Annotated in this window: 12 protein-coding genes; 6 read left to right on the top strand and 6 right to left on the bottom strand. The window is 49.4% G+C overall.

The features are described 5' to 3' along the window. Positions 1-113: 113 nt before the first annotated feature. Positions 114-9,869 (top strand): retention module-containing protein, encoded by a 9,756-nt coding sequence (locus ACFQ2T_RS03700; RefSeq protein ID WP_379030664.1) that lies wholly within the window; start codon positions 114-116, stop codon positions 9,867-9,869. 155 nt (positions 9,870-10,024) lie between these two features. Here the strand turns inward: ACFQ2T_RS03700 and ACFQ2T_RS03695 are convergent, their stop codons facing one another. From ACFQ2T_RS03695 to ACFQ2T_RS03670, 6 genes are all read right to left on the bottom strand, one after another. Next, positions 10,025-11,485, bottom strand: coding sequence for a bifunctional 2-methylcitrate dehydratase/aconitate hydratase (locus ACFQ2T_RS03695; protein WP_379030662.1), 1,461 nt, complete (start codon positions 11,483-11,485; stop codon positions 10,025-10,027). Positions 11,486-11,629: 144 nt separating this feature from the next. Beyond that, positions 11,630-12,796, bottom strand: a complete 1,167-nt coding sequence (gene prpC, locus ACFQ2T_RS03690) for a bifunctional 2-methylcitrate synthase/citrate synthase (protein WP_379033877.1) — start codon at positions 12,794-12,796, stop codon at positions 11,630-11,632. Between the two features lie 18 nt (positions 12,797-12,814). Then, positions 12,815-13,693 carry a methylisocitrate lyase gene (gene prpB / locus ACFQ2T_RS03685; protein ID WP_379030659.1) on the bottom strand — a complete coding sequence of 293 codons (879 nt, stop codon included), beginning with the start codon at positions 13,691-13,693 and terminating at the stop codon, positions 12,815-12,817. 24 nt (positions 13,694-13,717) lie between these two features. Then, complete coding sequence (locus ACFQ2T_RS03680; protein WP_379030657.1) at positions 13,718-14,716, bottom strand: HpcH/HpaI aldolase/citrate lyase family protein; 999 nt, start codon at positions 14,714-14,716, stop codon at positions 13,718-13,720. Between the two features lie 2 nt (positions 14,717-14,718). Beyond that, positions 14,719-15,777 carry a MaoC family dehydratase gene (locus tag ACFQ2T_RS03675; RefSeq protein ID WP_379030654.1) on the bottom strand — a complete coding sequence of 353 codons (1,059 nt, stop codon included), beginning with the start codon at positions 15,775-15,777 and terminating at the stop codon, positions 14,719-14,721. Positions 15,778-15,814: 37 nt separating this feature from the next. Then, the gene (locus tag ACFQ2T_RS03670; protein ID WP_379030651.1) at positions 15,815-16,696 is read right to left on the bottom strand and encodes an HpcH/HpaI aldolase/citrate lyase family protein; all 882 of its coding nucleotides are present in this window, start codon (positions 16,694-16,696) and stop codon (positions 15,815-15,817) included. 202 nt (positions 16,697-16,898) lie between these two features. On the opposite strand from ACFQ2T_RS03670, the gene ACFQ2T_RS03665 reads away from it, so the two are divergent. From ACFQ2T_RS03665 to sdhA, 5 genes are all read left to right on the top strand, one after another. Next, positions 16,899-17,633, top strand: a complete 735-nt coding sequence (locus tag ACFQ2T_RS03665; RefSeq protein ID WP_055831433.1) for a GntR family transcriptional regulator — start codon at positions 16,899-16,901, stop codon at positions 17,631-17,633. 131 nt (positions 17,634-17,764) lie between these two features. Continuing rightward, positions 17,765-18,967 carry a malic enzyme-like NAD(P)-binding protein gene (locus ACFQ2T_RS03660; protein ID WP_379030648.1) on the top strand — a complete coding sequence of 401 codons (1,203 nt, stop codon included), beginning with the start codon at positions 17,765-17,767 and terminating at the stop codon, positions 18,965-18,967. 7 nt (positions 18,968-18,974) lie between these two features. Next, the gene (sdhC, locus tag ACFQ2T_RS03655) at positions 18,975-19,367 is read left to right on the top strand and encodes a succinate dehydrogenase, cytochrome b556 subunit (RefSeq protein WP_379030645.1); all 393 of its coding nucleotides are present in this window, start codon (positions 18,975-18,977) and stop codon (positions 19,365-19,367) included. A 35-nt stretch (positions 19,368-19,402) separates the two neighbouring features. Then, positions 19,403-19,756 carry a succinate dehydrogenase, hydrophobic membrane anchor protein gene (gene sdhD / locus ACFQ2T_RS03650; RefSeq protein ID WP_379030642.1) on the top strand — a complete coding sequence of 118 codons (354 nt, stop codon included), beginning with the start codon at positions 19,403-19,405 and terminating at the stop codon, positions 19,754-19,756. Positions 19,757-19,783: 27 nt separating this feature from the next. After that, the gene (sdhA, locus tag ACFQ2T_RS03645; protein WP_379030640.1) at positions 19,784-21,553 is read left to right on the top strand and encodes a succinate dehydrogenase flavoprotein subunit; all 1,770 of its coding nucleotides are present in this window, start codon (positions 19,784-19,786) and stop codon (positions 21,551-21,553) included.

The following is a 21,553-nucleotide window of genomic DNA, read 5'->3' as shown; positions in this document are numbered from 1 at the left end:
ATATCTTTCCATCAAGTGCAAATATTGTACTTCGGTACAATAGATTTTCATTTTGTATTGCAGTCTAATACGTCACTATCTAGATTTCTCTCAACTTTAAGTGGGGCAAAAAAATGGCTACAGTGATTGGTACTGTTACAAGTGTTCAAGGTATGGCTATCGTGGTGGATGCCAATGGCAACCGTCATATGTTACAAGTTGGCGAGGTTCTGCATGCGGGTGATAAGGTAATCACCGCTAGTGGCGCCAGCGTCTCCGTAAAGCTTGCAAATGGCGAGACAGTTAATTTCGCTGAAGCACAAACAGTTAAAATCACTGACAATCTGGCACAGGTAGATGTGTCCGATGTGACTGAAAATGCAGTCAATCAGGCTGTTTTTGATGCGGTATTGACTGCACTGAACGAAGGCCGAGACATTACTGAAGTGCTTGATGCGCCTGCTGCTGGCGAGGGTGGTAGTGATGGTAACGCCAGTTTTGTTAACTTGGATCGTATTTCTGAAAGTGTAACTGGCGCAACATATGATGGTGGAAATGGCTTCGTAGAAACGGCTCAATTTTCGCTTTTGCCAAACTACCAGTATTTCCCTGAAGATCCAACTATTGATTTCGTCACACCAAGTAACCCATTGCCAAACAGCGATCAGGTGATTGAAGGCAATTCAATGGTGTTCACTGTCGGCTTGAGCACCCCCACTCAAGCGCCAGCCACATACACATTTTCACTGGGTGGCGGAACTGCTTCCACTGCAGACTACGGCACCCCAGTATTCAGTAATGGTGTTACTTACAATCCTGTAACTGGCACAATCACTGTACCAGCAGGTGTAAGCAGTTTCACAGTGACTGTGCCAACAGTGGATGATACTTCAGTCGAACTAAACGAGACTTTGCCAATTAATGTGGGTGGAGTAGAGGCTATTGGTACGATTGTAGACAATGACAGGGCAACCGTTGTTACCGTAGAACCAGGTCAGCCTGGTACTGGTGATGATAGCGTCATCGAAGGTGCTTCCTTGGTTTACACGGTTACTTTAAGTGATCCAACTAATGCGCCTACTACTTATACTTTTAATCTGGGTGGAGGCTCAGCCTCTAACGCTGATTTCGGTGCACCAGTTTTCAGCAACGGTGTAGTGCGTAATCCGAACGGTACAATTACTGTACCAACTGGCGTCACCAGCTTCACTGTGACTGTACCCACTGTGGATGACGATGCTGTCGAACCTAACGAAACAGTGCCACTCACCATTGGTGGTGCCACAGGTACAGGTACCATTATTGATAATGACCGCGCAACCGTAGACACAGTGACTGCAGGTCCAAATGGTGGTTCAGTGGTTGAAGGTAACGATTTGGTTTATACAGTCACGTTGAGTGATACAACAAACGCACCTACTACATACTCATTTACTCTAGGTGGTGGTACTGCATCTGGAGCTGATTATGTCACGCCACCAACATTTAGCAATGGTGTGACTTACAACTCAACTAATAATACGATCACCGTTCCAGCCGGTGTTAAAGATTTTACCGTTACTGTGCCAACAGTAGATGACACATTGGTTGAGCCAAATGAAACCTTGAATCTCAATGTAGGCGGAAAACAAGCCACAGGCACCATCGTCGATAATGACAGGGCTACTGTCGTCACTGTAGAACCAGGTACGCCTGACCCTAATGATAACAGTGTGATTGAAGGCAACAACCTGGTTTACACCGTGACTTTGAGTGATCGGACCAATGCGCCTACCACTTATACATTTAATCTTGGTGGCGGTACAGCGTCCACCTCTGACTATGGCAATCCAACATTCAGTAATGGTGTGACACGTAACGCTGATGGGTCAATCACCGTGCCAGCAGGTGTAACCAGCTTCACTGTGACAGTACCTACTGTTGATGACACTATCGTAGAGCCAAACGAAACAGTGCCACTGACAATCGGTGGTGCCACAGGAACAGGCATCATCGTTGATAACGACAGAGCGACAGTCGATACTGTAACTGCTGGTCCGAACGGTGGAACAGTCGTTGAAGGCAATAACCTGGTTTATACAGTCACTTTAAGTGCTACCACAAACGCAGAAACTACCTACAGCTTCACACTTGGTGGTGGTAGTGCATCAGCAACTGATTATGTCACTCCTCCAACTTTCAGCAATGGCGTGACTTACAACGCTGCCAACAACACCATTACCGTGCCGGCTGGCGTGAAAGATTTCACAGTGACTGTACCTACAGTGGATGACACCATTGTCGAACCAAATGAAACTTTGCCGATTAAAGTTGGTGGTGTGACCGCTATCGGTACAATCGTTGATAACGACAGGGCAACAGTCGATACTGTCACCGCTGGCCCTAATGGAGGCTCAGTCGTTGAAGGCAACAACTTGGTGTATACAGTAACTTTAAGTGCTGAAACAAATGCATCAACAACCTACAGCTTTAACTTAGGTGGCGGTACTGCCTCTGCCGCAGATTATGTAACACCTCCAACATTTAGCAATGGTGTGACATACAACGCAACCAATAACACGATCACAGTTCCACCTGGCGTAACCAGCTTTACCGTGACTGTACCTACAGTGGACGACACACTGGTTGAGTCAAATGAAACCTTGCCAATCAACGTTGGTGGCAAAACGGCAACAGGAATCATCATTGATAACGATGGCGGTATCACTACCGTAAACGGCAGCAAATTTGCTGTTTCCGAAGAAGGTTTGGCAGGCGGTATCAAAGACAATACAGGTAGCAGCGATACCACTGACTCAGCTGAAGCGACAGGTGCATTCAGCCTGAATGGTAGCAGCGCCGGGGCAGTGTGGACATTAACCGCACCAACAACACCTTTGACTTCTGGTGGCGTAACTGTAACCTGGACATTGTCTGCTGATGGCAAGACGTTGACTGGTTCAGCAGGTAACGAGAAAGTATTGACTGTCACTATTAATGATAGTGGCGAATACAAAGTGGTATTGAGTGGCCAAGTTGATCATCCTGTAGCGAACGTTGAAGACACAGTACTGGCAAACGTAGGTGTCAAAGTCGTGGTCAATGGCGTGACACAAACCACTACTTTACCAGTAACGATTGAAGATGATGCGCCAGTTGCAAACGGCGGATCAGTGACCGTGACTAACGAAAATACTGCAAACGTTGCACCTGTTGCAGCGATTGCTAATACTGGCAATCTGTTAGGATTGGTAGGCCTCTCGGCATTGAACCTGATTGACCTGAGCACACGTTCTGCCTTCGGTGCTACCGATGCAAATAACAACATCAGCAAAGTTGAACTGAACTATCAATCCCTGATATCACTGGGTGGCCGTCAATTCACAGTCTCTCAAGCACTCGCAGCGGAACTAGGCCTCAAGGTAGTTATTACTAATGACCCGGGTTTCCTGACACTGATTGGCCCATCTTCTCATGTAGTGATTACTGCACTTGATGGTGGCGCCATTGATAACCTGGCTGTCAACGAGTTGCTGGCAACTGCCCGCCTGAGTGGCGGTGCAATTGGCGCTGAAGTGCTAAATGGCACTTCAATTACAGTAACTGACTCACAGGGCGCAAGCTCCTCAGCTGCACTCAGCACATTGGTTGATGCAACTGTTCTGAGCAACGCTACTGCCAACCCTAACCTTAAAGAAGGTGATGGCAACGGTAATACACTGACCGGTACAGGCAATGATGACCAAATTTACGGTTACGGTGGCAATGACACGCTGAATGGCGGGGCCGGCAATGATATCTTACGCGGCGGTTCAGGCAATGACACGCTGGATGGTGGTATTGGTAATGATATCCTGGTCGGTGGTTCTGGTAATGACAGCCTCACTGGTGGTGCTGGCCGTGATATCTTCCGTTGGGAAAAAGGCGACGCAGGTACTGCCGGTACTCCGGCTGTAGACACAGTGACTGACTTTACCTTGAATGCAGATGTGATCGACTTGAGGTCCGTGTTGCAAGGTGAAAGCCTGGCTAATCTGTCAAACTATGTACGTGTAACTGTCGAAAACGGCAACACTGTCTTGCATATCAGCAGCACAGGTGGATTCAGCAGTGGCTTTAGTACTGCTGCCGAGAATCAAACGATTGTATTGCAAGGTGTTAACCTGCAAACCGCTTACGGCACAACCGACAGCGCACAAATCCTGACCAACCTGGTCAACAGCGGCAACCTGGCCATTGATCCGGCTGCTGCTACAGCATCTGGTAGCCTGGGCGCGTTTGGTGCAGATGGCGGACATGTACAAAGTGTCGTTGTCGGTGGTGTCACTTACACTTACAACGCAACAAACAATACTGTGAGTGCCAGCGGTAACTCGCCAGCGGTCACCGGTTATGGATACAATGCAAACAGCCATCAATTGACTGTGACCACCGCTAAAGGTGAAACGATCACTGTAAACGTTGAAACCGGCGCTTACCTCTACAATGGTAGCCGCCCGCTTGTTGCAGGCGAAACTACCAGCGTAGGCTTCACACTGATTGATAATGATGGTGATACCTCTACATCTTCACTGCAATTCAATGGTACTGGTCAACCAACTATTACCACCGTTGAGCCTGGCCAGCCTGGTACAGGCGATGACAGTGTTGTTGAAGGTGCCTCACTGGTTTACACAGTAACACTAAGCACAGCTCCTAATGCACCTGCTACCTACGCTTACAATCTGGGTGGTGGTACAGCCTCAACTGCTGACTACGGTACAGCAGTATTCAGCAACGGTGTTGTTTTGAATCCAAACGGCACCATTACCGTACCAGCAGGTGTTACCAGCTTCACCGTGACAGTGCCGACCGTGGATGACCTGATTGTTGAATCAAACGAGACACTACCATTAACTATCGGTGGAGCAACTGGAACAGGCATCATTGTTGATAACGACAGAGCCACAGTTGATACTGTGACAGCTGGTCCGGCTGGTGGCTCGGTAGTTGAAGGTAACAATCTTGTTTACACAGTGACACTGAGTGCTACAACCAATGCGCCAACAACATACAGCTTTACGCTGGGTGGTGGTACTGCGTCTGCGGCTGATTACGTCACTCCTCCAACTTTCAGCAATGGCGTGACATACAACGCCGCTAACAACACAATTACAGTGCCTGCTGGCGTTAAAGACTTCACAGTCACTGTGCCTACAGTGGATGACACCATTGTTGAGTCAAACGAAACCCTGCCATTGAACGTTGGTGGTGTAGTTGCTGTTGGTACGATTGTAGATAACGACAGAGCTACAGTGGTGACGGTAGAGCCAGGTCAGCCTGGTACCGGTGATGATAGTGTTGTTGAAGGTACATCACTGGTTTATACAGTAACTCTGAGTGCAACTACAAATGCGCCTACTACTTACAACTATAGCCTGGGCGGTGGCACAGCTTCTACTGCAGACTATGGAACCGCAGTATTCAGCAACGGTGTTACTTACAATGCCGCTACCGGAACAATCACAGTTCCAACTGGCGTCAGCAGTTTCACCGTAACAGTACCTACAGTAGACGACACACTGGTTGAACTGAACGAGACATTGCCACTGACTATCGGTGGTGCAACAGGTACTGGTGTGATCGTTGATAACGACAGAGCAACTGTAGTGACTGTAGAGCCAGGTCAGCCTGGTACAGGTGATGACAGCGTTGTTGAAGGTAACAACCTGGTTTATACAGTGACCTTGAGCACAGAAACTAACGCGCCTACTACTTACACATATACCCTTGGTGGCGGTTCCGCTTCTACTGCGGATTACGGTACAGCAGTATTCAGTAATGGTGTTACTTACAATGCAGCTACTGGCACGATCACAGTTCCAACTGGTGTGAGCAGCTTCACCGTGACAGTGCCGACAGTGGATGACACACTGGTTGAGCTGAACGAGACACTGCCACTGACTATCGGTGGTGCAACAGGTACTGGTGTGATCGTGGATAACGACAAGGCAACAGTCGTTACTGTAGAGCCAGGTCAGCCTGGTACAGGTGATGACAGCGTTGTTGAAGGTAACAACCTGGTTTATACAGTGACTCTGAGTGCAACAACAAATGCGCCTACTACCTATGCTTACAGTCTGGGTGGCGGTTCAGCCTCAGCTGCTGACTACGGTACAGCAGTATTCAGTAATGGTGTTACTTACAATGCAGCTACTGGCACGATCACAGTTCCTGCTGGTGTGAGCAGCTTCACCGTGACAGTACCTACAGTGGATGACACACTGGTTGAACTGAACGAGACACTGCCACTGACTATCGGTGGTGCAACAGGTACTGGTGTGATCGTTGATAACGACAAGGCAACAGTTGTTACTGTAGAGCCAGGTCAACCTGGTACAGGTGATGACAGTGTTGTTGAAGGCACTTCACTCGTTTACACAGTGACACTGAGTGCAACGACCAACGTACCGACAACCTACACCTATACACTGGGTGGTGGATCAGCCTCAACTGCTGACTACGGTACAGCTGTATTCAGCAACGGCGTTACTTACAATGCAGTGACTGGCACGATAACGGTACCAGCTGGTGTCAGCAGCTTCACCGTAACAGTACCTACAGTAGACGACACACTGGTTGAACTGAACGAGACATTGCCACTGACTATCGGTGGTGCGACTGGCACAGGTATCATTGTTGATAACGACAAGGCAACAGTTGTCACTGTAGAGCCAGGTCAACCTGGTACAGGTGATGACAGCGTTGTTGAAGGTAACAACCTGGTTTACACAGTGACACTGAGTGCAACGACCAACGTACCGACAACCTACACCTATACACTGGGTGGTGGGTCAGCCTCAGCTGCTGACTACGGTACAGCTGTATTCAGCAACGGCGTTACTTACAATGCTGTCGCTGGCACAATCACAGTGCCAGCTGGTGTCAGCAGCTTCACCGTAACAGTACCTACAGTAGACGACACACTGGTTGAACTGAACGAGACATTGCCACTGACTATCGGTGGTGCGACTGGCACAGGTATCATTGTTGATAACGACAGAGCAACGATAGATACCATTACTGCTGGCCCTACTGGCGGCTCTGTAGTGGAAGGTAATAATCTTGTATATACAGTTACCTTGAGTACAACTACCAATGCACCAACTACCTACAGCTATAACCTGGGTGGTGGTACAGCCTCTACAGCCGATTATGGTTCAGCCGTATTCAGCAACGGGGTTACCTATAATGCCGTGAACGGCACTATTACCGTGCCAGCTGGCGTGAGCAGCTTCACTGTGACTGTGCCAACCATTGATGACACCTTGATTGAGCAGAACGAAACTCTGCCATTGAGCATTGGTGGCAAATCAGCAACCGGTATTATTATCGATAACGATAGCGGTATCACAGTTGTGAATGGCAGCAAATTTACAGTGTCTGAAGAAGGCTTATCCGGTGGCATCAAGGACACTGCTGGTAACACAGATACTACGGATTCAACCGTTGCAACCGGTTCATTCAGTTTGAATGCTAGCAATAGCAGCGGCGCTGTATGGACATTGACTGCCCCTGCAGCAGGTACACTGACTTCCGGTGGTGTGACCGTCACGTGGTCATTGTCTGCAGATGGCAAAACATTGACCGGTTTTGCAGGTACCGAGAAAGTACTGACTGCAACGATCAATAACAGTGGTGCCTATAACGTTACATTGAGTAAACCGATTGATCATCCTAATACAACGACTGAAGACACTCTGAAAACTGAAATTGGTGTCAAAGTAGTGGCAAATGGTGTAACGCAAGTCACCACTCTGCCTGTCACAATTGAGGATGACTCCCCAGTTGCAAACAATCAGACAGTCTATGCAACCAACTCTGCAAACACCAATGTGATGATTACACTGGACGTTTCCGGCAGTATGGCTGGAAGAGATGGTGTAGGCGGTCAGACTCGTTTGGCAAGTGCTATCCAGTCAATTAAAACGCTGTTGGCAAGCTACGATGATCTGGGTGATGTGAAAGTTGCCCTGGTGGTGTTTGCTGGTGATGCGCAAACCAGGCAATTAGGTACAACCTGGTTAACGGTTACTGAAGCTAACGCTCTGTTGAACACCTTGTCTGCCAATGGCAACACAAACTATGACTCAGCCCTTGAAACAGCAATCAATGCTTATGGTTCTCCTGGCAAATTAGATAATGCACAGACTGTGTCTTACTTCTTTACCGATGGTGAGCCGAATCGCGGTTTGGGTGGTACAAGTGACCTGAGCGGCAATGAGAATGCATCCTCAGCTGACGCAGGTATTCAAGCTGCTGAAGAAAGAGCGTGGATTCAGTTCCTGGAAACCTATAACATCAAGTCATATGCACTTGGATTAGGCCAGAACACCTCTACAACTCAGTTGGACCCAATTGCTTATGATGGTCAGGCTGGTGTGAATACTGGTGGTGTCAAAGTGACTAACTTTGACCAACTGGACGGTGTGCTGAGTGAAACTGTAGCAGCTTCCATTTCTGGCAGCCTGGTGACCAACGGTGGTTTTGGTGCAGATGGTGGTTATGTGAAATCAGTGGCAGTGGATGGTAGCACTTACACATTCAATGCAACGACAGGAGCAATTACTGTAAATGGTACTAATAACAGTACTTATGATTCTGCAAGTCACAAACTGACAATTACCACCACTAAAGGGTCATTGGTATTAGATCTGGATGATGGCACATTTGTATTCACACCTAAAAACACCAGTGTTTCAGGTGTGGCTGACTTCAAATACACATTAAGCGACAGGGATGGTGATACAAGTTCTGCAACATTGAGCATTAATGTCACCAAGATCAATGCTGTTCCACAAGTGGCGCCTGAAGTAAGTACCGGTGTCAATTCAGCTGGATTGTTGACCATCCCTGGCTTGTTGAATGTTGACCTGCTGAACTTCTCGAGCAGACAAGGATTCAGTGCCAGCGATGTCAATAACAACATCAATAATGTCACTATTACTTACAGCGCATTGATTGCACTAAGTGGCGCTTTCCTGAACTACTCTTCTGCTGTTGCAAGCGAGTTAGGCCTGAAAGTAACTTATGCACAAGATAATGGCTTCCTTGGTCTATTAGGTGGCAGTGGCAAGCTGGAAGTGACTGCCCTGGATGGCGGTACTATCGATAACCTGAAGCTGAATGAATTCTTGTCAACTATCAGAACAGATAACACTATTGGTGTGAATGTGCTGGACAGCTTCAAAATTAGTGCGACAGACAGCACCCATTTGAGTGACAGTGCATCTTCAGCCAACCTGATCAATATTGATCTGTTGACTAGCGGTAATAGCGGAATCATCAGTGGCACCAGCGGAAATGACACCCAGCTTAACGGTACTTCCGGTAACGATATCATTTACGGTTTAGGTGGTAACGATACGTTGAACGGTGGTGCTGGTAACGATATCCTGCGCGGTGGTGCTGGTAACGATACCTTGAATGGCGGTGAAGGCAACGACATCCTGATCGGCGGTAAAGGTAACGATACGCTGACTGGCGGTGCTGGTGTGGATGTCTTCAAATGGGATCGTGGTGATGATGGCGTAGCAGGTAACCCTGCGCGTGACACCATCACTGATTTCAACAAGGCAACCCCATCACAAGGTGGTGATGTGCTGGATATTCGTGATTTGTTACAAGGCGAGAATCCAGGCAACCTGCAGAATTACCTGCATTTTGAAAAATCAGGAAGCGATACCATTGTTCATATCAGCTCTAATGGTGGCTTTGCGAATGATGCACACAATGTGTCAGGAAGCTTTAGCAGTGGCAACACTACCCAGCAGATTGTGTTGAATGGTGTCGATATTACTACCGGTCAAAGTAGTGATGCAGCGATTATCAATAGTCTCTTGGCACAACAAAAGCTGATTGTTGATCAATAAATTAACGTAGTTGAAATAAAAAAAGCGACCTTCGGGTCGCTTTTTTTATTTCTGGATATTCATACTTTTGAGTATCAATATTCCAGATAACAAAAGCATTAATTGGATAAAAAAGGGCACAAGTGTGCCCTGGCTAAAACTAAATGCTGGTGAGGCTAAAGTGCCAGCAAATCTACAAACTCGTTTACGGCGGTGTTTTCCAGTGCTTTCTGGTCCTGGCAAAGCGTTAATATTTCTGATTGTTTTTTTTCATCAAAACGACGAGCCAGATTCACTTTGAATTTCTTCACTAATTCAGGGATACCTTCTTCACGGCGGCGGCGATGTCCGATCGGGTATTCCACGGCAATATTGCTCGATTGGCTACCATCTTTAAAGAATATCTGGATCGCATTGGCGATAGAGCGTTTTTCCGGGTCAAGGTAATCGCGCGTATATTCCGCTTTTTCCACACAAGTCATTTTATCGCGCAAGGCATCGATTCGCGGGTCAGCAGCAGCTTCATCTTCATAGTCAAGAGCAGTCAGTTTACCTTTCAGCAAGCCAACTGCAGCCATGTATTGGATGCAGTGATCTCGGTCAGCCGGATTATTCATCGGGCCGGTTTTATCAATAATGCGGATGGCTGATTCGTGCGTGGTAATGACGATTTTTTCAATATTGGCAATATCATCCAGTGATTGCAGGCGGTTCCCGACTTCTGCATTCAGCTGGAAAGAAGATTCCACGGCAGTTTGTGCATGAAATTCTGCCGGGAACGAGATCTTGAACAGTACTTGCTCCATCACGTAACTGCCGTAAGGGCGCTGGAATTTAAAAGCATTGCCTTTAAATAACACGTCATAAAAGCCCCATGTTTTGGCAGTGAGTGCACTTGGATAGCCCATTTCGCCTTGTAAAGTCATCCAGGCCAGGCGCACCGCACGAGAAGTCGCATCACCGGCAGCCCAGGATTTACGCGAACCGGTATTCGGGCTATGGCGATAAGTGCGCAGGCTCTGGCCATCGACAAACGCATTGGAAACGGCATTGATAATGTCCTGTTTGTGACCACCTAGCAGTTTGGTGACCACAGCGGTAGAAGCAATTTTAACAAGGATGACATGATCCAGCCCGACACGGTTAAAACTGTTTTCCAGTGCCAGTACGCCCTGAATCTCATGCGCTTTAATCATGGCAGTCAGCACGTCTTTCACGGTGAGCGGTGCTTTGCCTTCGGCTACATTTTTGCGGGAAATATAATCTGCTGAGGCAAGGATGCCGCCAAGATTATCTGAAGGATGCCCCCACTCGGCGGCCAGCCAGGTATCATTGAAATCCAGCCAGCGGATCATGGCACCGATATTGAATGCGGCCAGGATGGGATCAAGCTGGTAAGAAGTCCCTGGTACTTTAGCACCATTAGGGACCACCGTCCCGGCAATCACAGGCCCCAGCAATTTGGTACACGCAGGATAATCTAATGCTTCAAACCCGCATCCCAGTGTATCCATCAGGCAGTTACGCGCTGTATCGTAAGCTTCGGCAGAGTCAATATCAAAATCTGCCACGTAATTGGCGATATCGACAATCACCTGATCCGGATCAGGGCGTACATTAGAAATATGGGCTGACATATTTATTACCTTTATCAATAGGTTAAGAATGAATCAATTGCTGCTCATGATTCGTTAAATATTTAAATTTCGACGCACCTTGGCTTGATGCTTTATGTTTTAAAGCAACGGGAAGAACTAAAGATGCAGGTCAAAAGTGCGTGATTAACGCTGTTTAATTTGAATAAAAGGCCTGTTATCCGGCCCGTTATATTCCGCATTAGGACGAATAATTTTGTTATCGATACGCTGCTCAATGGCGTGTGCTACCCAGCCGGTGGTGCGCGAAATCACGAAGATAGGTGTAAACATCCCGGTAGGGATACCCATCATGTGGTAGCTGGAGGCGCTGTACCAGTCCAGATTGGGGAACATCTTTTTCTCACGCCACATGGTTTCTTCAATGCGGGCAGAAATATCAAACAGTTTCAGATCGCCAGCATCTTCTCCCAGTGAGCGGCTAACCTCTTTGATGGACTCATTCCTTGGGTCGGCGATGGTATATACCGGGTGCCCAAACCCTATGATGATTTCCTTGCGTGCCATACGCGCCATGATGTCAGCCTCGGCTTCATCCGGATTGCTGTAGCGCTCAATGATTTCCATCGCTGCTTCATTGGCACCGCCATGCTTAGGGCCACGCAGGGCGCCAATTGCGCCCGTGACACAGGAATACAGGTCAGACAAGGTGCCGGCAATCACGCGGGCAGTAAATGTGGAAGCATTGAACTCATGTTCCGCATACAGTACCAGTGAAGTATTCATGGCTTTGATATGCAGTTCGGAAGGTTTTTTGCCGTGCAGGATATGCAGGAAATGTGCGGCAATCGAGTCATCATCAGTTTCTACCTCGATGCGTGTGCCACGCTGGCTGAAGTGATACCAATACACCAGGATAGAGCCAAAACAGGCAATCAGCCTGTCGCCAAGTGCTTGTGCACCTTCGGTATTCCGGTCCGAGGATTCAGGTTCCAGCGTGCCCAGCATGGAACAGCCGGTGCGCATCACATCCATAGGGTGCGCATCGGCAGGAATCTGTTCCAGTACGGCTTTGAGTGCACTGGGCAGGCCGCGCAGCTTTTTGAGCTTTTGATGATATTGCGTGAGTTGTGCCTGGGTGGGCAGCTCGCCGTAAATCAGCAAATAGGCGACTTCTTCAAACGTGGCGTTTTTTGCCAGCTCGATAATATCGTATCCGCGGTAGTGCAAGTCATTGCCGCTATGGCCAACGGTGCAAATAGCGGTGGTGCCAGCCGCCACACCTGCCAGCGCAACGCCTTTCTTGCGTTTGGGTGCTTCCGTTGACGTGTTTAAATCAGTAGGTGTATTCATCATGATCTCCAAGAGCCCTTATTGCTTGAACAGGGCGTCGAGTTTTTCTTCAAAGGCGTGATAGCCGAGATGGGTATACAGGTCGGCCCGGGTTTGCATCAGGTCAAGCACGTTTTGCTGCGTGCCATCCTTGCGCACACCCTGATAGACGGCGAGGGCGGCCTGGTTCATGGCGCGGAAAGCGGAGAGGGGGTATAAGACCATACCTACGCCAGCCGTTGCCAGTTCATCAACTGTGAATAATGGCGTCGCGCCAAATTCGGTGATATTCGCCAATACTGGCACTTTGACGGCTTCGACGAATTGCTGGTACATGTTTAAGTCCGTCATCGCTTCTGGGAAGATCATGTCTGCACCTGCTTCTACGCAGGCGCTTGCACGGTCTATGGCTGATTGCAGGCCTTCCACCGCTAATGCATCGGTGCGTGCCATGACCACAAAGTCATCATAGGGTTTGGAATCCACTGCCGCTTTTACGCGATCTACCATTTCATCCAGGCTGACGATGGCCTTATTCGGTCTGTGTCCGCAGCGTTTGGCGCTGACCTGGTCTTCAATATGCACCGCAGCCGCACCTGCTTTAGCTACGCTTTTAATGGTACGGGCAATATTGAAAGCTCCACCAAACCCGGTATCGATATCGACCAATAAGGGCGTATCGACGGCGTCAGTGATACGACGCACATCAATCAGCACATCTTCCAATGTGGAAATGCCCAAATCAGGCAAACCAAGTGAGCCCGCTGCCACACCGCCACCAGACAGGTAAATGGCTTTAAAGCCACTTTGCGTCGCTAGCATGGCGTGATAGGCATTAATGGCACCTATGATTTGTAACGGCTTTTCTGTCGCCAGCGCGGCGCGAAAGCGTGCGCCCGCCGTAAGAGATTGAGTCATGATCAGGTTTCCTGTTAGCCGGTATTAGAAAAAAGCTGCTTCAGCTTCAGCAGGCATAGTGACACCGGTTTGCTTGGCCTTTTGCAGCACTTCCCAGAAGTAACGGTAGGTGGCGCGGTCGTGTAATTCCCCGGCGTATTGAATCGGGCCCCAATCGGCGGCTTGCGCCGTGAGCAGGATATTGGCAGCATCGCTGACTTCATCGAAGTTGGGCTTCATGGCATCAACAATTGCCTGGATCTGCGTCGGGTAAATACTCCACATACGCATGAACCCGAACTCATTGCGGGCCCGGTAGGCATCGCTGTAAGTCACTTCGGCATTTTTCAAATCCAGGGTGACGTTATGTGCAGGCACTACGCCATTTGCCAGCGCGGCGGAAACGACTTCACTTTTGGCACGCGCCAGTAATTGATGGTCAAACTGGCCCGGGCTGCGCATGGCAGTGGCTGGAATCGCGCCGTGATGGGCACTCACAAAATCCATTAAACCAAAATCCAGTACCTGCAACCATGGCAGTTGCGCAATCTCATGCACCTGGCGCAGGGCGCCATGTGTTTCAATCAGTAGATGCACCGGAATTTCGCGATCTATGCCGTGCTGCTTGGCAACCTGCTGAATATAGGCAATCATTTCGCGAGCCTGGGCGATATCCGTACATTTGGGGATCGTCAGGTAGCTCAATACCTGGCCGGCACCACCAACCAGGATATCAATATCTTTTTTCCAGTGCGGGTGGGTGTAATCATGGATGCGTGCACCGGCCATCTTGTGCTGGTTGGCCTCAGAGTTCAGGATGCGTACTATCATTTCTGCATGTGCCTGTTCCTGGCCGCTGGCCGCACCATCTTCGCAGTCGCAGGTGATATCGAATACCGGGCCTGCGCCATTTGGGTTCGCCGGATCTTGCAGCGACAATGCCTTTAAAATCAGTTTTTCACTGCCGGCAAAGTGCTCACAGGCCGGGATCACCGGGAACGGTTTTTCACCGCTAAACAACGCCTGATTTGGATGAACCGCCATCATCAATTTCCTTTTCGTGGAATGAGTACTGTGTAATCGAGATCGAGCACCACGTGCGGATGGTAGCCCTGGGTAGTTTTGATATTCTCCAGTGTGGTCGGAGGCATATTCTTGACGCCCACCATACGCAATCGCAATGCGCCCAGTTCCGGGTGCGGCAGCGACCATTTGTCCAGGACCTTGGTCAGACAGTAAATCGTGTCACCGGCATAACTCGGGTTGGCATGCGTGCCGCCATTGATCGCCAGGATAGAAATGGCATTCTCCAGTCCTTCGTAACTCAGTGCCCGACATGCCGAAATCACCACGCCGCCATAGACCAGGCGCTTGCCTTGAGGTGTGCTTTTCATCAGGTGCGCGTCAAAATGCAGGCGGGCATTGTTCTGGTATAAATGTGTGGCCAGGGTATGGTCGGTTTCATTGATGGTCAGGCCGGATGGGTGGCGCATGCATTCGCCTACTTCGTAATCATCCCACCAGTATTTGCCGCGGGTGGCAACGCCCAGGTCATTTTGTAACTTGAAGTTGGCAGGTATAGCTAATGACTCAGCTGCTACAAATTCAGGTAGTTCTGGAATGACGGTTTCCGGGGCAGTGGCCTCATGGTTTCTTTTTTGTACCATGACCCAGCGTACCCAGCTAAGCACAGGCTGTTGATGCTGGTTAAGCGTAGTTGAACGTACCCAGACCACGCCATTTTTGCCACTGGAATTCTGTTTAAGACCTATCACTTCGCTGGAAGTCGTCAGCGTGTCACCTACATAAATCGGTTGCAGGAAACGCACATCGGCATAGCCCAGATTGGCAACCGCATTGACTGACACATCCGGTACTGTTTTACCAAAGGCGATATGAAACGCCAGCAGGTCGTCTATCGGCATATTCGGGTAGCCTAAGGCCTGCGCCAGCGGCTCACTGCAATGCAGCGGGTTGCGTGCTCCGGTCAGGGCAATATAAAGCGCACTATCCCCGGCAGTGATGGTGCGTGGGGTCGCGTGCTGGATGACTTCGTGCAGTTTGAAGTCTTCGAAGAAACGGCCTGCAGAAATTTTGCTTTGCATGGTGTCCTCCTTTAAAACTTTTCAGTAGGGTTAAGCATTAAATAAACTCCTCTTCCAGTTCGCTGATAGCCTCGGCGAGATGAATCAGGCGTTGTGCTGCTTTGATATGATGGTGTTCTACCAGCTTGTCGTTGACGACCACTGTGCCGCGACCCGCTTCATTGGCCTCTTTTAAGGCCTTGATAATCAGGCGGGCATGTTCAACCTCGCTGCGCTGAGGTGTATAAGCGTCATTACAGTAAGCAATCTGCGCCGGATGCACCAGTGACTTGCCATCCATGCCGATATCGCGGCCAATGCGGCAGGCGTATTCAAACGAATGCATATTTTTGAAATCACTGGTGATGCCATCAATGACGCCTTTACCATAAGCACGTGCGGCAAGAATCACCAGGGATAATGAAGTCAGGATAGCAGAACGTTCGTGCGTCACGCGTGCATGTAACTGCGAAATCAGATCTGAGGTGGCCATCACCATACAGATCACACGTTCAGAAGCAGCGGCGATCTCTTTGGCATTCAGTACCGCCAGCGGGCTTTCTATCATCACCATCATGGGCACGTCTTTGCCACCGGCATCATCCAGTAATTGTTGCGCGCGCAAAACGTCTTCGCGGGATTCTATATTTGGAAACAATATGGCATCGGCACCCACATTAGCCACGGCCTGGATATCATCGTGACCCCAGATCGAATCCAGGTCATTGACGCGAATGACGACTTCGCGTTTGCCATAACCACCTTGTCTGGCTGCGTGCACCACATTGTCGCGTGATTGCAGTTTGGCATCAATCAGAATCGGGTCGCCCAGATCCAGGATGACTGAATCTGCCGCCAGCGTGCGTGCGCGTTCCAGGTAGTGTGTATTGCACCCTGGCACATACAGCATGGACCGTCTGGGTCTGAGTGGATAGGGCATTCTTTTTTCCTTGTTAGGGAGATTTCACTGAATTATTGATGATAAAATTTTGTCTGTCAATGAATATCTTATGTCTTATATAAGATATAAAACAGTGGACATCTGAGTTTTGTCTATGGTATAAATTAATTAAGCATGGCGGAATGAAGTTTTTCGCATATCAGAAAATGAATAAAGCGTTTACCTGGAGCGTTTACCAATGATGGATAAGCAGTTTGCATCGGCGAGTTACAGACCCTTATATGATCAGATCAAGGTGTTGATTACGCAAAGCCTGATTGGCGGTGAGTGGCGGCCTGGTGACATGATCCCCAGCGAGATTGACCTTGCGCAACGTTATAAAGTCAGCCAGGGCACGGTGCGTAAAGCCATTGATAGTCTGGCGACAGAAAATATCCTGATTCGCCGCCAGGGTAAAGGCACATTTGTCGCCACTCATAACCAGGATGACGTGAAATTACGTTTTTTAAGGCTCACAGCAGAAAATGGCCAGAAAGAGTTACTGCAAAACGAGTTTCTCTCCTGTATTAAAAGCAAAGCCAATGCGCACATAGGAAAAGTGCTGGAAATCAAGGCCGGTGCAACCACTATTGAAGTAAAGCGTCTGTTAACTTTCTCTGGCCGCCCCCTGATTTATGACCATATCGTGGTGCCGGCTGCGCCATTCAAAGGCCTGAATCGCGCCAAGGTGGAAGAGAGCAATGGCTCGATGTACAGCATGTACGAGTCGCAATTTGGTATTCGCATGATACGGGCGGAAGAGCGCATCAAGGCGGTAGCGGCGGATGCGGAAGTGGCAAAAGCATTGGGTTTGAAAGAAGGATATCCACTATTGAGTATTGAGCGGGTGTCGTTTACTTATGGCGATAAGCCTATGGAATGGCGGTTTGGGTTGTGTCTGACCGACGACCATCACTACATGAGCGAACTCGAATGATTAAAAATTCTTCATTAGCGGCGTTGGACTGCGCTTGCCGTGCTGCTCGCACTGTCTGCGCTTATCCGCCTTGCTACTGAAGTTTTTTAATCATTCTATCCAGATAGCCAAGGCAAGATTAAGGAAAAATAATGGACGATTTGAAGAAGCGCGCACTGGATTACCACCAGTTTCCCAAGCCGGGAAAACTGAGCGTTGAATCGTCCAAACCATGCGCCACACAGCAGGATTTATCGCTGGCTTACACACCTGGCGTGGCTGAACCGGTGCGTGAAATCGAAGTAGATCCTGCCAATGCGTATAAATACACGAATAAAGGTAACCTCATTGCCGTGATTACCGATGGCACGGCAGTGCTTGGACTTGGCAATGTGGGCGCACTGGCAGGCAAGCCGGTGATGGAGGGGAAAGCGGTATTGTTCAAACATTTTGCTGGGATTGATGTGTTTGATATTGAAGTGAATGCTGCGACGCCGGATGAATTTATCCAAACGGTGGTGAATATTGCACCGACTTTTGGCGGTATTAATCTTGAGGATATTGCCGCCCCCCACTGTTTTTATATAGAAAATGAGTTGAAAAAACGCCTGGATATTCCGGTATTTCATGACGACCAGCATGGCACTGCGGTGATTGTCGCAGCGGCATTGCTGAATGCGCTTGAGTTACAGGGAAAAACTTTGCCTAGCGTGAAAATAGTATTTTTAGGTGCAGGTGCAGCCGGTTGCTCGTGTGCAAAGTTGCTCAAATTAATGGGCGCCAAATATATCACCATGGTAGACCGCAAAGGCGTACTGGATACTTCACGTGATGATTTACACGATAACAACCGTGAGTTGGCCGTTGCGACTACAGATGCCAATAGCCTGGCAGATGTCATGCCTGGTGCCGATGTATTTATTGGTGTATCCGCTAAAAATGGCCTGCCGCCAGAATTGGTCACTGATATGGCGGCAAAACCTGTGATCTTTGCATTGGCGAATCCGGATCCCGAAATTCTGCCTGACCAGGTATTTGCGCTACGCGATGATGTCATCATGGCGACCGGTCGCAGTGACTTTCCTAACCAGGTAAACAATGCTTTGTGTTTCCCTTACCTTTTCCGCGGCGCGCTCGATGCACAGGCGAAGCAGATTACAGAAGAAATGAAAGTCGCAGCTGCTAAAGCATTAAGTGCGCTGGCACGTGAGCCGGTACCGCAACAGGTGCTGGATGCTTACCAGCTGGAATCACTCTCTTTCGGTAAGGATTACATTATTCCTAAACCATTTGATCCGCGGTTAATGGAGTTTGTCGCTGGCGCTGTGGCGCAGGCGGCCAAACCAGGTAAATGAAGACATTATGATTGTTAAAAAACCAAAAAAACAACGGCCCAAAAACCTCAATCTGTTCACCATTCGCTTGCCAGTCAATGCCGTGGTGTCGATTATGCACAGGGCCAGTGGTGTAGTGCTGTTTCTGATACAGCCGTTGATGCTATGGGCACTGTATCTCTCGTTGCGCAATGAGCAAGGGTACTCCGCTGTTTCAATGCAGTTGCAGCAATGGCCGGTAAAGCTGCTGTTGACTGGCTTGGCCTGGGCTTTCTTTCATCACTTTTATGCTGGTCTCCGGCATCTGGCGATGGACGTGCACTGGATGACCACTTTGCAAAAAGCAAGATTCTCCAGCCGCGTGGTCTTGGGTTTGGTGGCGGTGACTATGTTGTTTGTGATATTTGCCTTCTGGAAATAAGTTTGGAATATTCGTTTGAAGATTGAGTTTCTGCCATGCTTTTAGAACTGCTGACCGCAAAGTACCCTGGTATGCGGCTGTGGTTGACACAGCGCTTGTGTGCATTGTCCATGGTGGCAGGTTTGCTGCTGTTTTGGGTACGTGTGTTATGGCTGGCACCACAGAATTACGACGGCTGGGTGGCTGTATTTGCACCTTGGTGGTGGCGTTTGCTGTGTGTTTGGTTTTTTATTTGTATGTTGCTGCATGCATGGCTGGGCGTACGCGATGTATTGCGTGACTACGTACCGCATTTAGGTATACGGGCGGTATTGCAATGGCTGGTGAATCTCGCTGTATGGGGTAATGCAGTGGCGGTTGTATGGATTTTGTCTGGAATGAAGTTTTGAGGTGATTGGCATGGCCGGGTTCATAATATGAGTGCAAGTAATATTCAGCATCACAAGGTAGATGCCGTCATTATCGGTGGTGGCGGTGCCGGCTTGCGCGCCGCCTTACAGCTGGCAGAGTCTGGTGCAGATGTCGCTTTACTATCAAAAGTATTTCCTACCCGTTCACACACGGTGGCTGCACAAGGCGGTATCGCCGCAGCGTTGGGTAATGTCTCTGACGACAACTGGCTGTGGCATATGTATGACACGATCAAGGGCTCGGATTACCTTGGCGACCAGGATGCCATCGAATTTATGTGCCGCAATGCTGCCAAGGCGATTATTGAACTCGAACACTTCGGCATGCCCTTCGACCGGCTCGAGAATGGCCGTATCTTCCAGCGTCCGTTTGGCGGCATGACGCGTAACTTTGGCGAACAACCGATTTCCCGTACCTGTGCTGTGGCTGACCGCACCGGCCATGCCATGCTGCATACCTTATACCAGCGGAATGTCAAAGCCAACACCCAATTTTTTATTGAATGGTTCGCCCTGGATCTGATCCGTGACAGCGATGGGGATGTGCTTGGCGTGATAGCGCTGGAAATTGAAACCGGCGATATCCATGTCATTCATGCCAAGGCCACAATGCTGGCTACCGGCGGTGCAGGCCGTATTTTCCAGGCCAGTACCAATGCGTTTATCAATACCGGCGATGGCCTGGGCATGGCGGCACGTGCCGGCTTGCCGTTGCAGGATATGGAGTTCTGGCAATTTCACCCGACTGGTGTACTCAATGCCGGCGTACTGATCACCGAGGGCGTGCGTGGGGAGGGTGGTTACCTGGTCAACAGTGAAGGCGAGCGCTTTATGGAGCGTTACGCGCCAACCGCCAAAGACCTCGCCAGCCGCGATGTGGTTGCGCGTGCAATGGCGACGGAAATCAAAGATGGTCGCGGTGTAGGCAAATATAAAGACGCTGTCTACCTCAAACTGGACCATCTGGGCGAAGACATTATCAATAAACGCCTGCCAGGTATCCGCGAAATCGCCAAAACCTTTGCCGGGGTAGACCCGACTGCCGCGCCAATTCCGGTCGTGCCGACTGCACACTACATGATGGGCGGGATTCCAACTAACCTGGATGGACAGGTAGTGATCCATGATGGCGAATCTGAACGGGTGGTGAATGGCTTGTATGCGGTGGGGGAATGTGCCTGTGTATCGGTGCATGGTGCCAACCGCCTGGGTTCTAATTCATTGCTGGACCTGGTGGTATTCGGCAAGGCTGCTGGCGACAAAATGGCGGCAGATATTGCTAGCACTCAATCACACAAACCTTTGCCTGCCAATGCAGAAGAAGCCACTCTCGCCCGTGTAAACCGCCTGGAAAGTCATTCAGCCGGAGAAAATGTAGCCGACACCGGGCACGCCATGCGCCAGGTGATGCAAAAACATTGTGGTGTATTCCGTTTTCCGGAGTTACTGGAAACTGGCGTCAGTGCGATTGAACAAGTCGCCGAGCAGGCAGCGCATCTGCGTATCACAGACAAGAGCAAAGTATTCAATACCGCACGCGTGGAAGCGCTGGAACTGGATAACCTGATGCAAGTGGCAATGGCTACCATGAGTGCAGCACATGCGCGACAGGAAAGCCGTGGTGCACATGCGCGCGCAGATTTCCCGGAACGCGATGATACGAAATGGTTAACGCATTCACTATATTTTGCCGGCGAACAAAAGCTGATTTATAAACCGGTGCGCTTGCAGCCATTAAGCGTTGAAACATTTGCGTTGAAGAAAAGGGTGTATTGA

The sequence above is a fragment of the Methylophilus flavus genome, assembly GCF_042678905.1.
GTDB lineage: Bacteria > Pseudomonadota > Gammaproteobacteria > Burkholderiales > Methylophilaceae > Methylophilus > Methylophilus flavus.
Note: the sequence above shows the minus strand (reverse complement) of the source record. Positions and strands in the feature narration are given on the sequence as shown.